Annotated in this window: 11 protein-coding genes; 5 read left to right on the top strand and 6 right to left on the bottom strand. The window is 35.7% G+C overall.

The genetic code is table 11. The features are described 5' to 3' along the window. Positions 1 to 42: 42 nt before the first annotated feature. The 4 genes from JAZ75_RS06995 to polA form a co-directional block, all read right to left on the bottom strand. Positions 43 to 1077, bottom strand: coding sequence for a sensor histidine kinase (locus tag JAZ75_RS06995; protein WP_132844402.1), 1035 nt, complete (start codon positions 1075 to 1077; stop codon positions 43 to 45). Positions 1078 to 1146: 69 nt separating this feature from the next. Next, entirely contained in the window at positions 1147 to 1800 is a 654-nt protein-coding gene (locus JAZ75_RS07000) for a phosphatidylserine decarboxylase family protein (RefSeq protein ID WP_208700822.1), read from the bottom strand. A gap of 35 nt (positions 1801 to 1835) precedes the next feature. Further along, positions 1836 to 2939 carry a toxin-antitoxin system YwqK family antitoxin gene (locus tag JAZ75_RS07005; protein WP_208700824.1) on the bottom strand — a complete coding sequence of 368 codons (1104 nt, stop codon included), beginning with the start codon at positions 2937 to 2939 and terminating at the stop codon, positions 1836 to 1838. 22 nt (positions 2940 to 2961) lie between these two features. Next, positions 2962 to 5748: a DNA polymerase I gene (polA, locus tag JAZ75_RS07010; RefSeq protein WP_208700826.1), complete on the bottom strand. Its 2787-nt coding sequence runs from the start codon at positions 5746 to 5748 to the stop codon at positions 2962 to 2964. A 109-nt stretch (positions 5749 to 5857) separates the two neighbouring features. Between polA and rsgA the strand changes: the two genes are divergently transcribed. Continuing rightward, complete coding sequence (gene rsgA / locus JAZ75_RS07015; RefSeq protein WP_208700828.1) at positions 5858 to 6778, top strand: ribosome small subunit-dependent GTPase A; 921 nt, start codon at positions 5858 to 5860, stop codon at positions 6776 to 6778. Between the two features lie 5 nt (positions 6779 to 6783). Here the strand turns inward: rsgA and JAZ75_RS07020 are convergent, their stop codons facing one another. Both JAZ75_RS07020 and JAZ75_RS07025 read right to left on the bottom strand, forming a co-directional pair. Beyond that, positions 6784 to 9195, bottom strand: coding sequence for a hypothetical protein (locus JAZ75_RS07020; RefSeq protein WP_208700830.1), 2412 nt, complete (start codon positions 9193 to 9195; stop codon positions 6784 to 6786). Then, positions 9161 to 10060 carry a hypothetical protein gene (locus JAZ75_RS07025; RefSeq protein ID WP_231577846.1) on the bottom strand — a complete coding sequence of 300 codons (900 nt, stop codon included), beginning with the start codon at positions 10058 to 10060 and terminating at the stop codon, positions 9161 to 9163. The genes JAZ75_RS07020 and JAZ75_RS07025 overlap by 35 nt, the downstream gene beginning before the upstream one ends. Before the next feature lie 268 nt (positions 10061 to 10328). Between JAZ75_RS07025 and JAZ75_RS07030 the strand changes: the two genes are divergently transcribed. The 4 genes from JAZ75_RS07030 to JAZ75_RS07045 all read left to right on the top strand — a co-directional run bounded on the left by JAZ75_RS07030 (position 10329) and on the right by JAZ75_RS07045 (position 17269). Continuing rightward, positions 10329 to 12134: a hypothetical protein gene (locus JAZ75_RS07030; protein ID WP_132770010.1), complete on the top strand. Its 1806-nt coding sequence runs from the start codon at positions 10329 to 10331 to the stop codon at positions 12132 to 12134. Between the two features lie 145 nt (positions 12135 to 12279). Continuing rightward, positions 12280 to 14001, top strand: coding sequence for a TrkH family potassium uptake protein (locus JAZ75_RS07035; RefSeq protein WP_232789373.1), 1722 nt, complete (start codon positions 12280 to 12282; stop codon positions 13999 to 14001). Positions 14002 to 14011: 10 nt separating this feature from the next. Further along, positions 14012 to 14698, top strand: coding sequence for a potassium channel family protein (locus JAZ75_RS07040; protein WP_132770008.1), 687 nt, complete (start codon positions 14012 to 14014; stop codon positions 14696 to 14698). Between the two features lie 93 nt (positions 14699 to 14791). Further along, a complete protein-coding gene (locus JAZ75_RS07045; protein ID WP_208700832.1) occupies positions 14792 to 17269 on the top strand; it encodes a YfhO family protein in 2478 nt (825 codons plus the stop codon). The last annotated feature ends 33 nt before the right edge of the window (positions 17270 to 17302 follow it).

The raw sequence follows: 17302 nt of genomic DNA on the forward strand, positions 1-17302 counted from the left end.
AATGTTAAGTTTTGAGGAATGTTAAGTTGCGTTTTGTTAACATTAGATCTGCGAAACTTTTTCTAAAGTAAACCCAAATGTTGTACCTATACCTTCTGTACTTCTTACATTTACATTTTGCTGATGGGCTTCAATAATGTGTTTAACAATGGATAAACCAAGGCCAGAGCCACCTATTCCCCTAGATCTACTTTTATCGATTCTATAAAATCGTTCGAAAACACGGCTTAGATTTTTCTCTTCAATTCCATAGCCATCATCTGTTATCTCCACCAAAACTTGTTCAAATAGCGGGAATATCCTGATTTGGCTTTTGCCCCCGTTCTTACCATATTTAATGGAATTCTCAATTAAATTGACAAGTACTTGACTAATCTTATGCTTGTCGGCTTTCACCCAGTAGGGAGTACCAGGTTTAGTTTTTAGTTGAATCTCTATATTATGTGCTTTTGCTTTGTCATCCAGAGATTCTTTTGTCTCTTTAATAAGTTCTACGATATCAAATTTTTCGATATTTAAAACCATTTTACCAGATTCAAGTTTTGAGATTTCGTCTAAATCTTGAATGAGGTAATTCAAACGATCTACATTTTTAGATGCTTTGTTTAGAAATGTCTTAGCCATCTCGATATCCTCTTCCATCAGCCCATCCTGTAATGTTTCTATATATCCTTGTATGGAGAATAAGGGGGTTTTAAACTCGTGTGACACATTTGACAAAAATTCTCTTCGAAACTTCTCCTGTGATCTAAGTTGTTCTATTTCTATTTTCTTTGCTTTTGCCCATGCCTTGACCTCATTTTCTGCATCTCCGATAGGATCTGCTGTAACATGTTCACCCAATGCGTCCTTTAGATCCTTACCTAATTTTAGGTTATGAATCAGTTTGTACATGGTATTGATCCTTTTATAAATATAGCGTTCAAATACAAAGTTGAACATGAGAAAACTGATCAGCGTAGAAACGGCGAAAATAATGAGGAAAGATTTCCAGTCCGAATGATAGTAAAAACTAACAGCAGAAATAGCTAATCCTACGGCTAATGAACAATTTAAAACAAGCTGTCTAAAATTCATGTATGTAATAAAAAAGGCTTTAGTAAAAATACCAAAGCCTAAGTTAGTGATTCCTTTATTAATAAATTGTTATAATTTTCCTATGATTGTTTTACCTCCCACTACTTTATCGCCAATATTGACATCGATCTGTGTTCCCAGGGGGAGGAATAAATCTACTCGTGATCCGAATTTAATAAAGCCAAATTCCGAACCTTGTGTAACAGCATCATTTTCTTTTAAATACCAAACAATACGACGGGCAAGTGCTCCTGCAATTTGTCTAAAAAGAACCTCTACGCCATTAGCATTTTTAACAACTACTGTTGTTCTTTCATTGTCTGTTGAAGATTTTGGATGCCAAGCGACTAAAAACTTTCCTGGATGGTATTTGAAATAGCTGACAATTCCAGAAATCGGGTTACGATTTACGTGTACATTTATAGGTGACATGAAGATGGAAACCTGTAATCTTCTGTCATGAAAATATTCGTTCTCTTCTGTTTCCTCAATCACAACAACTTTTCCATCTGCAGGACATAAGATCGTTCCTTCCTGTACAACGATTTGTTTTGTTGGACTACGGAAAAATTGAACAATCGTAATAAAAAGAAATGCTGAAAGGATGTAAATTATCCATTTAATAACTTCAGGAGCATCATAGTAGTCCGCGATTGCGTTAGCAATAAATATTACTAAAACAGTAATTGCCAGACTTGTATATCCTTCTTTGTGAAATTTCATGTCTATAAGTTTTTTGCAAATATAATCAAATAGTCCTATTGTCCTTTTTCTCGATGAATTATTATCGGTAAGACTTCAATTTTACCTTCCGAATTTTTGTACATTTTACCTGTCACTGTAATCATATCAGCTATTGGTTTACCATTTTCTAATGATGGATAATAGAAGCTGATATCCGCAATTAATTGTTCTAGTATGTTATTAAGATTTTCAGAGGATGTCTTTTTTATAAAATCTACTTTTGAAGGATTCCCTTCTTTATCTAATTTAGTTTTGTATTCAAAACTCTCTTCTGTAAAGTTTTCAGCACTGATTAGGATCATTGAATTGGTTAGTTCTTTACTAATGAGCATATTGAAGTTAGAGAAATCGTCAAAATTACATGCTTTGAATGTAAGAAATTCTCCTCTAGAAAAATTATCATAGGGAATAATGCCAAATTTACTATTTCGGTAATTATTGTCTAAAAAGTAATCCTCTGCGATTAGTAGATTGCCGTTTTGATATTTTTCTATAGCTATTAACGTTTCCTTTCCTCCTCTATCATGACCCAATATTTGCCAATTTCCATCCTGTTTGCCGTTTTTAATTTTTCCTTTTCCAAGATAATATTCGAAACCATATTGATTGTAACCTTCAAATGGTATTGAAAAGGAGTAGTTTCCTTCCCCGTTTTTTACTTTCTGTGTTCCATCTGGAAGCCAAAAATCCTGAATCAAGATAACGCTATCGGTATACAAAAGCTCCATAGCCACTTTATCACTTGGGTAACGATGTATAACGTTACCCATCGGCATATCATTCTTAAATATCGCTTCCCATTTTACGATCCCATTTGGATGATAAGCTTTAAAAGGACCTTCTTTACTTCCGTCAATATAGGTTCCCTCTAGAATTAAGCGGCCATTGTTATTAAAGTCTTTAAATGCACCGTCAAATTTTTGCGTCTTCGGATTTAATGTCGCAACACGTTCTATGGATTTGAACTCACAAGATTTGTCAGCTAAATAATAATTCTTATCAAAATAGAATCGGAACATATTGCTATCTAATTTTTCATAATAGATTGCTTTTTCTTGTCCAAAGGCAAAATTTAGCAACAAAATCAAGGATGATAATATGAACAGAAATTTTTTCATAATTCTTGTTTACAAAATGTTATTAATGTGCTTCCAGCCAGTTTTTACCCTGTCCAATCTCTACTACCAGTGGAATTTCTGTCTTAATCGCGGTCGTCATTTTTGTTTGGATGATTTCTTTAAAAATTTCTACCTCATTTTCTGGGATATCAAAAACAAGCTCATCATGTACCTGCATAATCATCTTGCCGGATAATCCCTGCTCGGTAATCGCTTTCTGGATTCCAAGCATGGCTATTTTAATTAAATCTGCTGCCGATCCCTGAATAGGAGCATTAATGGCATTTCGTTCAGCAAAGCCCCTAACAGTCATATTGGCCGAGTTGATATCTCTTAAATAACGTCTTCTTTTGAGGATTGTTTCCACATATCCATTTTCTTTTGCAAAGTCTAAAACCTCGCTCATGTATTTTTTTATCCCGGCATATTGACTAAAGTACTGATCAATAATTTCTGCTGCTTCTTTGCGGGGAATAGCAAGACTTTGGGATAGCCCAAATGCAGATTGCCCATAGATAATACCAAAGTTTACTGCTTTTGCATTTCTACGTTGATCTGATGTTACCTCCTCTAGCTCTAAACCATAAACTCTGGCTGCTGTGGCGCGGTGAATGTCATGACCGGAAGTAAATGCTTCCATCATATTTGGATCTTTACTCAACTCTGCAATGAGACGCAGTTCAATTTGAGAATAATCGGCAGAGAGTATAACATTATTTTCATGACGCGGAATAAATGCTTTTCTAACCTCACGGCCTCTTTCTGTGCGAATCGGAATATTTTGCAAGTTGGGATTGGTTGAACTTAAACGGCCGGTCGCAGCGACAGCTTGATTGTATGAAGTATGAATTAAACCGGTATCAGGATTAATTAAACCAGGGAGTGCATCTACATAGGTCGATTTTAGTTTTTGTAGCTGTCTAAAACTTAATATATCTTGTACGATATCCGATTTATAAGCTAAAGCCAATAAAACATCTTCGCCTGTTTTATATTGACCTGTTTTGGTCTTTTTCGCTTTTGGATCTAATTTTAATTTATCAAAAAGCACTTCTCCAAGTTGTTTTGGTGAAGCGATATTGAAATTAACACCTGCTTTTTCATAGATAGTCTCCTCCAATTGTCGGATATCTATTTCAAGATTTTGTGAGAACTGTTGTAATGCATCGGTATCGATCCGAACACCGTTTCGTTCTATCTCTGATAAAACATATACTAATGGAAACTCGACTTCATTTGCTAAATTTAGCGTATTTGTTTCCTCCAGTAGTGGTTTGAAGATTTCTTTGAGCTGTAAAGTAATATCGGCATCTTCGGCGGCATATTCCTTGATGATCTCCAGCTCAACATCGCGCATATTACCTTGTTTTTTTCCTTTGCTACCAATTAGTTCTGTGATAGAAAGGGGCTTATAATTAAGATAGTTTTCGGCAAGTACATCCATACCATGTCTGGTGTCCGGATCAATTAAATAGTGCGCCAGCATCGTATCGAAAATAGGGCCTTTTACTGCTACCTGATATCTCGCTAATAACAAAATGTCGTATTTGATATTTTGCCCTATTTTTTCTATTTGTTCATTTTCTAAAACAGGTTTAAAAATATTGATCACCTCCTGCGCTTGGTCACGATCCGCGGGGGTTGGCACATAATATGCCTTTCCTTTTTCAAAAGCAAAAGAAAGACCTACAATAGCGGCCAAATTAGCATCTAAACCCGTAGATTCAGTATCAAAACAGAAGCTGGAAAGTGTTGCTAGTTGTTTTGCTAGTGCTTCTTGCTCCTCTTTGGTATTCACTAAAATATAATCATGTGGAGTGTTCTCAAGGCTATTGACTGGCCCTGTGTACGGTACTCCTTCTTCTGTATCTGTCTGTTGTGGCAATGAAAATAAATCCATTTGACCATTTGTACTTCTAGGAGCATCTGCTACACTATTGGTTTCTCCAAAAACACGTTTACCTATTGTTCTAAATTCGAGTTCGTTGAATAAGGGTTCTAGTATTTCTTTATTAGGTTCTTCTATTAATAAGTTTTCTTCTTCAAGTTCTACCGGGACATCCAGCAGGATGGTGGCTAATTTTTTTGAAATCAAACCTTGTTCAGCATAATTTTCAACGTTTTCACGTTGTTTGCCTTTCAATTTATCTGCATTTGCAATGATATTTTCCATTGATCCAAATTCTTGGATCAATTTTTTAGCTGTTTTTTCACCGATACCCGGTATTCCGGGTATATTGTCAACAGCATCACCCCAAAGACCTAATATATCGATCACCTGATTGACGTCTGTTATTTCCCATTTTTCAAGAATTTCTTTTACCCCTTGTATTTCAGCACCATTACCCATACGGGCAGGTTTGTAGATAAAGATATTTTCAGACACAAGCTGTCCAAAATCTTTATCTGGCGTCATACAGTAAACGGTGAAGCCTTTTTTTTCTGCTTTTTTTGCAAGCGTTCCGATGATATCATCGGCCTCGTAACCGTCCTTTGTAATAATGGGGATATTAAAACCGGTGATTAATTTGAAGATATAGGGGATTGATGCTGAAAGATCTTCAGGCATCTTTTCGCGGTGTGCCTTGTACGATTCAAATTCAATATGACGTGCTGTGGGTGCTTCAGTATCAAACACTACTGCTAAATGAGATGGTTTCTGATTTTTTAATATTTCTAACAAAGTGTTAGTAAATCCCATTATCGCACCGGTATTTAAACCATTAGAGGTAATACGAGGTGTTTTGTTTAATGCAAAATAGGCTCTGTAAATCAGGGCCATTCCATCTAGAAGAAATAGTTTTTTCACGAATGCTAATTTTAAGGTAACTCTTACAAAGATAATAAAAACGATAAACCTTAAGTTTAATAAATTTTTACGATTTTTGTAAGATGATATATGCACAAAAGGAACTTATATGAGAGGATTAGTAACCAAATCTACGGGTAGTTGGTATCAGGTGCTGGGTGAGGATGAACAACGTTATGACTGTCGTATAAAAGGGAAATTTCGTACCAAAGGTATTAAAAGTACTAACCCTGTTGCTGTTGGAGATTGGGTACATTTTGAAGTAGAACCGGATCTTGAAAGTGCTGTTATCAATGAATTGGAACCTAGACGTAACTATATTATCCGTAAATCTGTCAACCTTTCGAAGCAAACACAGATTATTGGTGCGAATCTGGATCAAGCCTTTTTAGTTGTAACATTGGCTTCTCCTCCTACTTCTCTTGGTTTTATCGATCGTTTCTTAGTTACTACAGAAGCATATGGTATACCTGCTGTTTTGATTTTCAATAAGCTGGATTTGTTCAGTGATGAGGGACTAGCTATTTTACAGGACTATAAGAGTATTTATGAACGAATCGGTTATCCATGTTACGAAGTTTCAGCTTTGAACGGCATGAATATAGATCAATTAAAGGAAGTGCTTAAAGATAAAACCACTTTAATTTCTGGACATTCGGGAGTAGGAAAATCTACATTACTGAATTCAATTGTTCCAGAATACGCCGTTAAGACAGGTGATATTTCAGACTGGTCTGATAAAGGAAAGCATACCACAACTTTTGCAGAGATGTATGACCTTCCTTTTGGTGGAAAATTAATCGATACTCCTGGGATACGTGAGTTAGGAATTGTCGATATCGAAAAGCAGGAATTATCACATTTCTTTCCAGAAATGCGAGCGCTAATGAACCAATGTCGATTTGACAATTGTCGACATGTGAATGAACCAGGTTGTGTCGTTATAGAAGCTGTAGAAGAGGGAGAAATCGAATCCTCTCGTTATGATAGTTATTTAAGTATCTACCATAACGAGAACAATCGGATGTAAATGTATTATTTACTGGCTATAAAGTCTCTTAAATAAGTACATTCGTGGACTGCAGTTTGGTAAAATGCAGTCTTACTGTATTGTGATTTTAATTGATGAAAGTATTTATTATGTAATGAGAACTTGTAAAATGGGTTTTCACTACTATTTTCATAGTATGTCCATCTCATGTCGTCTTTTAACTCGAAGTCTTTCTGTTCGCACTTTGCTAGCATAAAGGTACACTTGGCTTTAAAGTCCAGGCTTGTAGCCAATTCTCGAGCTTTTAGGTACCACTCTTTTGCAGTTTTTGCCTGTTTGTAGTTTCTTTCCCAATACCTGTCTGGTTTGGCATTGTTGTCATATGATGACCAACTGTACGATACTAAAGACCAGGCATTACCATAGGTGCTTGTTTGATATATGCCATTAGCCATATGAAAATAGTAATCGGCTTTTTTACCATTGTTTTGTTCATCCTTTATTAATGTCTGGTACTTGAGCATTCGAGCTGCATATTCAAGTTTTGTCATACTTGATTGTCCAATCTTTTTAGGATAATCATTGATCGTAACGATAAATGGATTTGGAGCAATTGTTTCTTCCGCATACCAATTGCTGTATTCTTTTGATTTATAGGTTCCTGGTAAATTTTTGAAAGTTTTTACGGCATTTGTAAAGTCTAATTCTCTTAAATATGCTGTCCCTATCAATTCAGTTAAATAATTACTGTTTACTTTTTTAATATCTTCAAGTAGAAACTGGACCATTTTCGTCTGTTTTTCAGGAGACTGTATATACCTTTGAACTTGTATTAAGGTTTTGGGAGTTAAATCTTCTTGCCAAAACCGAATGGTACTGTATTGCATGTTGTTTTCAAGTGTGTCATTAACGTATCCATGGTTATAAAAAATATCTCCCTTTACTGCTGCTAAACTTGCCAGTGCGGTATCTCCTTTGGTAAGGTATTGGTTAACAACGATATTTTGTATGATGTTTTTTGAAATGAGACTGTAAGAACCATTCTCAAAAGAACTCCATGAATTATTGTTTTCCATGTTTTTTTCCTTCTTAGCTTTTTCCTGCAACCACTTCAGTGTTGCAATCAATTGATTTTCATCTAAGGATTTTTCTTTTTCCCAATCTGTCAATAAGGTTAACATTTCTGTAATGCGTAACTGATCTTTCAGATTTTCATTTAAAGATTTGGGCTCTACCATCTTTAAGTATTTTTTTGCGAGATCATTTTCGGCATTGAGCCAACTCAAGTAGGCCGCTGTAACTAAGCCTATTTGTGGTTGAATATATTTTTTATCCTTATACATGGTTAGCGCAAGTTCTCGGATGTTTTGGAGGTGTTTTTGAATTTCTTCTTTGTTTTCATCATGATACCACTGCGATATATTATAACCTAATGTATGGTCTTTAATGAAGAAATTTTCTATTTTGTTAACCTCCCGTGTGAGGAGTACGGCATTTATAGTATTAGCAGGATCCAGCTTATAACAGTTTTCGAGATATTCAATAGTACTATTTGGGTTATTGAAACCAATGATTGCATTGATATTGAATTTGTCTGCTTTAGTTTTGGTATAGGCAGAAATTTCAGCATCAGTTGCTTGTATATAATGAAAATTGTTGTACGCGAGTATTCTTCTTTCGGGCGATAGCGTAAATACGCTAGAAAATAAAAAGGCAGCTTTTGCAGGTTCACCATTTTTCCTGACAGCACCTGCATAATTGGATAATGCCCAACCTAATACGGGAGATTTCAGTTTTGACCGAGCGATGTATTTATCATAAACGGTGATGCTTTTTTCATATTCTTTAGCAAAAAGAAATAATCTTGCCGCTTGATATGCGTAACGTAATAATAAGAAACTATTGTTCTTATGGACCGAAATTTTACTTTCTGCCTCAAGCGCAAATTGCTTTATTTCATCGAAATTACGCTCATCAGGACTCCAAGGGTCTTGTGCAATATTGGTGACAGGTTCTTGCTCTTTTGTAAAATGAAAGTAAGCGAGTTCCTTTTTATTTTTAGGAAGAAATAGACTTTGAATAAATGTGTTATTTCGAAGTGAATCTGGAAGATTATCCAGGATTGCTGTATTCTTTAAAACCTGTATTGTTTCCGGGTTTGATTGGTACATGACTGCGTATAGATCATCTGGTTTCACATTTTTTCCTAAATGATTTACCCAGTCTGTAACATTTACAGACGCTTCCAGTACAGGTTCCTGTTCTGTATATAGAAATTGATAGGGAATAAACTGAAAAGCGGAGTAGCTATTATCTTCCAGATTTGGTAGGAAATAGGTCTGTTGATTGTCATAAGGGTCTATTTCGGGACCACAAGCGATATTAATCGCAATTTCACTGAAATAGAGCATAAATGTAGCGCTAAAAAGCAGCAATAACTTCTTGTAAATCTGCATAATTATAGTTCGATAAAACTTCTGGGGCCAAATGGTAGAAGATGATTCTTTTCTCTTTTCCTTGAAGTTCTTTATTTAAAAATTTGGCGGTTGCAATTAACTGTTCCTTCGTTATAAATTCATGACGGATCACATCTCCTTTTTTTAGATTCGCTTTTTGTAAGTCCTGGTTCAGAATAAATAATTCCGTCTTTGGATTTCTTGTAAAGAGTGATTTATCATCCAAATCGCTCTTGTCGATATACTTAGAAATACCAATATATTGATGATCGCGAAAGGCTACATACCAATCGAATAGGGGTAAAGCAATATCTAATTCTAAAGGATAGTCTTTAAGAGTTCCACTCAGGTAAGTTGTTAAATCTTGCTGATTTAAAATAGAATTATGATCTCCAAATTGTCTTAAATTTCCCATATTATAGCACATCAGTGTTGCTCTTTTTACAGGAGGTATACCACTGGACTGAATATTTTTAACTTGATGAAGCCTTAATGTCGTGGTTATCGTCACTTCATTTAATTCAGGTATCTTTTGTAGGTATTCTAGCAGATAGAAAAATTTATCACGGGAGCTTTTAGTCCAGTCGCAATCAATCTGTAATTCTTTAAAGTCTTCTTTTCCGGATTGTTTAGCCTTTTCAGATACAAAAGGTATCATTTTATGTGCAAGTCCTCTAATCTGGAGACTATCTAATTCTGTAAATATTCTTTGGTTGATAAATACAACAGGCACAAGTGTTTGATTTGATGGAAGAGTTTTTTCAAAAGAAATTGGAGAGATGGGAACGGGCTCAATACCCCCATCAGTAAAATCAATATCCATTATACGAACGAATAATGTATTTGATTTTAGATCTTGTATCATCTTTTGTGATAAGGTGTCGGACTTATAGTTTGTCTTCCAATAATAAAAGCCTACGGAGGGTTCTTTTTTTTGACAGGAAATGTGTAATATTATACTAAGCGAGATACAGAAGAACAGCTTTATTTTATATGGTGTCATGAATTTGGGACCAAGTGAAAGAATCGATACTAATCTACTTTTATTGAAAATCAAACAAAAGTATTAATAAGTTGTTTTGTATTAGATAAAAATAACCAAATAAATTTACTAAAAGAGGAGCGCGTTTTACATGAAGGCTGTTTGGAAATGGATAATCGGTATTTTCGTAATACTGTTGATTGTGCTTGGTGGGGTTGTTTGGTATTTTAGTGTGCATTGGAAGCCAATTGTAGACCAAAAATTCAGAGAAATAGTGCTCGCATCTACCGATAGTTTGTACACGGTTGATTATGATGACTTGGATATTAATCTTGCTTTAGGAAATGTAACGATAAGCAATCTGGTTTTACGCTCGGACAGCAATGTTTATGCGCGACTAGAAGGAATAAATAAAGCTCCTGATAATCGTTTTCAAATCGAAGTCGCCAAATTAAAATTTCGTAATTTCTCTATACGGGATATGCTGCTGAATAAAGAGCTTTATTTAAAGAATGTCGTTTTAGATACTCCGAGTGTCCATATGATCAATAAGTATCATTCCTATAATGATACAGCATCTACAGAAAAGAGTAAACCCTTATATGATAAAATAAAGAATACCCTAAAAAGAATCCGCATAACCGGAATCGATTTGAATAAGGTCAATTTTAAATATTCGCAGATTCAAAAAAGTATCTACCAAGATTTTGAGATCAAGAAAGTCAATATAAAGATTCAGGATGTTTTGGTCGACTCGACATCAATTTCCGATGCGACACGTTTCTATCATACCAAAATGGTTGATATAGAAGTTCCTGCATTTACTTATAAAACTCCTGATGGATTTTATAAGGTTGATTTTGATCAATTAAAAATCAATACTAGGGATCGTAATATCATGTTGACAAAGGTGGCTTACCAACCTATTTTGGGTAAGTCGGCCTATTATAAAGCAAAGGGTAAAGGAGGAAGCTATGTTGTCATGAAATTCGACACGGTTCGTTTTGAATCTTTTGATTTTAATAGTTTGTTACGTAATAAGAAGATCTATGCAGGAAAAGCGCAACTGAAAAATGGACTCTTGGATATTTATTCGGACAAGCATTATAAATCAACACCTGTAAATAAAGTTGGAAGATCTCCGCATCAAGCTTTAATGCATATGAAAACGCAATTAGCAATAGATACGGTATTGGTACAAAATGCTGATATAAGCTATTCGGAGTTAAGTGGTAAATATAACCAGGTCGGGAAGATTACCTTCGATAAGAGTTATGCGACTATTAGTAACATGACCAATGATGTTTCAAGTCTGGCTAAAAATAAGTGGATGCGTGTCGATGTTCTGACAAAAGTGATGAATAGTGGGCGTTTACATGTTTTATTCGGATTTGATATGACATCGAAAACAGGTTTTCATACTTATAAAGGAACAGTAGGAGCAATGCAGGCACCAGCCTTTAATAAAATTTTAAAGCCGCTCTTAAATGTAGAAATAGCCTCGGGAAATATCAAAAAAATAGCTTTTGATATGGAAGCAACCGATCACAGAAATTGGGGAAAGTTTAATTTTGATTATGATGATCTAAAAATCACCATTTTAGAGAAGAAAGAAGATGGGACTGTTAAAAGAAAAGGTTTTATCTCTTTACTGGTGAATGAACTTTTGGTTAACGGTAGTAATCCAAACCTTTCTGGAGAATATATTATTGGAAAGGTCAATTGGCATAGGCATGCTGACCACACTTTTTTTAAGACCCTTTGGCAAAGTCTATTGGATGGAATAAAGCAATGTGTGGGGCTTAGCAAGGAGCGGGAAGCTAAATTAATGCGTACTGCTGACCGCGCACAACATACAGTAGAGAAAGCCAATACTGTTGTTGGCAAAACGAAAAGTTTTGTATCGAAGCTTTTTAAGAAGAAAAAAGGTGACGAAGAGAGCAAAGTCGCCGAATAAAAAAGAGGGTTTCACGTGAAATATGATCATCGGGGCAGGAAGTTCTGTTTTTCCTAAGTTATCAGTATGTTTGTGACAGATGGGGTCAATATTGAGTTTTTTAAAATTCGTCTTTAAGTATAAGAATAGCATTGTAGATCAAATCATGTTTTATGTCAGCATGATCTGTGCTTTTGCCGTTATTTTCAATGTGGGCTATGTAAGAGATCCAAATCTTGCAAACCTCCTCGATCATATCATTAATGCAATGTTCTATGTTTTGTTCATCATGACAGGACTTCGTACAGCTTCTTCTATTTTTGCGTTGAAAAGAATTGAAGTAGAACATTATTCAGGGCTGGTGATCCTAAGCTATTTTGCTTTAATCATAATAGCGCGATTTGCAAGTGTTCCCGCAGTTGATCTTTTCGGTAAAGATCAGTGGATCTATCTAGGTATTTATCTGGTGTTTATTGCAGAGCTTTCCAAGAGTACCTTGTTTTTTGATAACTTCTATTTTAATCCCACTATTTTATTTGTTATCAGTTTTTTTGCATTGATTCTTATCGGTACTGTTTTGTTGATGTTGCCCCGAACAACAATAGAAGCCCCTTTGAGTTTTATTGATGCACTATTTATGGCGACAAGTGCTGTATGTATTACGGGACTATCGGTGACAGATATTTCAACTAACTTTTCTCTCTTTGGACAAACAATTATTCTGGTGTTGATCCAGATTGGTGGATTGGGAATTATGACTTTTACCGGTTTTTTCGGATACTTCTTTTCAGGTGGTTTTTCGTTCAAGAATCAATTGATGTTTGGCGAAATTCTTGGTGAAAATAAAGTGGGATCGGTGGTTAAAACACTTCTCACGATAATTTTTATTACATTATTATTTGAACTTCTCGGTGCTTTATTAATCTTTAGCACGCTAGATGCAACTCTTTTTCCTTCTCTGGGAAATCAGGTATTTTTCGCTATTTTTCATTCTGTATCTTCTTTTTGTAATGCTGGTTTTTCGATCCTAACGGATGGAATCACCAATGATGGCTATAAATTTAATTACAACTTCCAATTGGCTTTGTCTGTATTATTTATACTAGGTGGATTGGGTTTTGGGATCGTATTGAATATTTATTCCTATGTAAAAGATTCTTGTATTTACTGGTATCATCGGTTGGTGACGAAGAAGAATTATAAGCATAAAGCTTGGAACTTCAGTTTTAATTCAAAATTAGTGCTGGCGTGTAATGCGGTTGTCGTTGTGTTGGCAACAATATTCTTTTTTCTGTTAGAGCGGAACAAGACTCTTTCTTTGGAACAGGGGCAGATGGGCGAGTGGATAACCTCATTTTTTATGGCCAATGCTTCGCGTTCGGCTGGATTTAATAGTGTTGATCTCTCATTTGTATCCATGCCCACAGTCTTGTTAATTATCCTACTCATGTGGGTAGGAGCATCTCCTGGTTCCACTGGTGGTGGTGTTAAAGTTACGACCATTGCGGTGTCTATAATGAATATCATTGCTTTGGCAAGAGGAAAAGAGCATATTGAACTTTTTAAAAGACGGATCGCAGGCGAATCTGTACATAAAGCATTTGCCATTATTCTATTGTCGCTATTTACGATCGGTGTGAGTTTTATGCTGCTGGTTTTTTCAGATCCTGATAAGAGTTTTAAAGCATTGTTATTTGAGGCAGTATCTGCCTATACGACCTGTGGGCTGAGCTTGGGAATTACACCATCTTTGAGTGTTGCAGGTAAATTTATTGTAATGATGACGATGTTTGTCGGTCGTGTCGGTACATTGACATTATTGGTGGCTTTTATTAAAAATATAACACGAAGAAATTACACTTTTCCAGAGGAAAAGATACTCTATTAATCGAATTTATATGAAATATATCGTTTTAGGACTAGGGCATTTTGGACGATCACTTGCAGTTCATTTGACAGAATTGGGGCATGAGGTGATCGGGGCGGATAAAAGTCTGATTATTGTTGAGCAATTAAAAGATAAAGTAACACATACGGTCTGTCTGGATACAACAGACCGGGAGGCAGTATCATCTTTACCGCTTAAGGACTGCCATGCCGTTATTATTGCTATTGGAGAGGATGAAGGAGCTTCATTGCTAACAGTAGCTTTAATGAAACAATTAAAAGTAAAGCGAATCATAGGAAGAATTGTTTCGGATCTTCAGAAAACAGTGCTTGAAGCAATGGAAATCGCCGAATACATTATGCCAGAGGAAGAGGCTGCAGAAAGGCTAGCGATGCGTTTGGACAATATTGATATTGTAGATTCATTCAAAGTATCTGAAAAATACAGTATTATTGAGACAAAAGTTCCATCAAAATATGTTGGAATGACCCTTCGTGAAGCTAACCTAACTAATCTTTTTAAAGTGATCGTCATGACAACACTCAAGATAACCGAGGTAAAAGATAGCATCAAAAAGAAAGAAATTAAGGAGGCTTCGGGTATAGCGACTTCGGAAACATTATTGGAAGAAGGGGATATATTGGTTCTTTTTGGTGAATTGTCCAATATTAATAAGCTTATCCAAAAAGGGGAATAGGAGAAATAAGTCTTGGGTTTGGAAAATAATATAAATTGTAAAATCAAATGTATATTTTTGATTTTCGTAAGTTTTAATAACCTAATAATATAAATGAAAAATTGGTTTAAGGAAAATTCAGCACATCTTATCGTGATAGCGATTTTTGTAGCGCTTGTATTCTTTTATTTTACTCCAGTGTGGCAAGGGCAGACTTTGGCACAAAGTGATGTTGTGCAGGCTCAAGCTGCACAGAAGGAAATGTTCGATTATAAAGCTCAAGATGGAAAAGCTCCGTTGTGGACAAATTCAATGTTTGGTGGCATGCCCACTTATCAAATCTGGTCTGCAAGTGAAAATAATATTGGAACCTATATCTTAGCGGCGGTCAAAACCGTTTTTCCACAACCCATTGATATCGTTTTATTTTATTTATTGGGAGGGTATTTCTTATTGAGTGTATTACGTGTTCGACCATGGCTAGCCGCATTAGGCGCCGTTGCTATTGCGTTTACATCTTATAATTTTATTTATATCGAAGCTGGACACGTCACAAAAGCGTATGCTATTGCTTTTATTCCTGCTGTCATAGGAGCGGTGATCATGTGCTTTAGAGGGAGCAGAGTTTGGGGCCCTGTTCTGTTGGCCTTATTTATGGCTCTTGAGATCCGTGTCAACCATTTACAAATGACTTATTATATGCTTATCGCATTGATGGTTTATGTAATCTTTGCCTTGGTATACGCCATTCGTGATAAAAAGATCAAGGAGTTTTTTATTGCTTCGGGTTTACAGTTGGCTGCAGTAATTGTCGCTATTTTAGTGAATGCTTCGATTTTAATTCCGACTTATGAGTACAGTAAATTAAGTACACGCGGTCACGCCAATATTACTAAAGTGGATGCCTCGAAAGAAAAGGGATTAGATAAACAATATGCTTACGAATGGAGCCAAGGTGTAGGAGAAACATTGACATTTTTGATTCCGAATGCGTATGGAGGAGGAAATAGTGGTATTTTGGATGAAAAGTCTAATGTCGCAAAGTTTTTGCAGTCTACTTTTGGAGCACAGGGAATGAGCACTGTTCAGGCAGGTGAATTCGCAAGTAGAATGCCGGTTTATTGGGGAGACAAACCATTTACTTCTGGTCCATGGTATTTTGGAGCTGGTGTATTGTTTCTTTTCATTTTAGGTCTATTTATTGTCAACAATAGACTAAAATGGTGGATTCTTACAACAACTGTCCTAATTTTATTGCTGTCGTTCGGAAAGAATTTTACATTGGTTTCAGACATATTCTTTGACTACTTCCCGATGTACAATAAGTTCAGAGCGGTCGAGTCGATATTGGTGATCGCGGCAATTTTGATTCCATTGATGGCGGTGTTAACGTTGAATGAGTTGATCACAAAGGCAGATAAAATTGAGAAATTAGATAAGAAAGTACTGTATACTTTTATCGGATTAGGTGCTATTTGTTTACTTGTTGCTTTTGTACCAGATCTATTTTTAAGTTTTAAAAAGAAAGAGGATGTGCAATTGCTGGAGCAACTGACAAGCCAGGTCGGTGATCAGGCAGTTGCAAATCAGTGGTTAAACAATTTAATAAAAGATCGTTCGGCAGTGGCGAGTGCAGATGCGTATCGTTCTTTTGCCATCGTTTTGATTACCTTTTTAGCAGTATGGTTTTTTATTAAGAAGAAGCTTTCTGCAAATGTTTTGATTATTGGATTGGCGGTTGTTTTTCTGTTTGATCTCTGGAGTGTCGATAAGCGCTTTTTAAATGACAAATCATTTGTAGAGAAACGCATGGTAACAGGTCAGGCTTTTCAAGAGCGGGAGGTCGATCAATTGATTCGTATGGACAAGGATTTGAGTTACCGTGTCATTGATTTAACCACAAATCCATTTTCAGATGCCCGTGCGTCATATTATCATAAATCTTTAGGTGGTTACCATGCTGCGAAATTGATGCGGTTTCAGGAGATTTTGGAGAACCAATTTAATGGAGCTATAAACGAAGACGTGTTGGATATGTTTAATGTCCGTTATGTCATTACAGGAGATGAACAAAAGGGGCAACGGATACAACGTAGAAGTTCTGCTGCTGGAAATGCCTGGTTTGTTGATCAAGTAACATTTGTTAAAGACAATGCGCAGGAGATGCAGGCGATTGGTAGTTTCACTCCTTCAAAAGAGGCTTTTGTTAGTGAAGAATTTAAAGATAAATTTGACGGTAAAAGTTTAGGTTTGCCCGTTAATGCATCGATAAAGCTGACTTCTTACCATCCTGATAAAATGGTTTATGAATATTCTACTCCTACAGATGCATTTGCTGTATTCTCTGAGGTATATTATGAAAAAGGCTGGAAGGCTTTTGTTGACGGTAAAGAGGTGCCAATTATACGTGCTGACTATATTCTGAGAGCATTACAATTACCAGGTGGGAATCATAAGGTCGAGTTTATTTTCGATCCGGCATCTCATAAGCTCGGTAATATATTGACATTAATTGCGTCCATAATTTTAGGATTAGGGATTGCTGTTGCAATTTACTTCTCAATCAAAAAGAATAAAAAAGCAACAATCTAGAAAGATTGTTGCTAAAAATAATTTTTTAAAAAC

Origin of the sequence: Sphingobacterium sp. UDSM-2020 (assembly GCF_016132525.1) — a bacterium.
Classification (GTDB): Bacteria; Bacteroidota; Bacteroidia; order Sphingobacteriales; family Sphingobacteriaceae; genus Sphingobacterium; species Sphingobacterium anhuiense.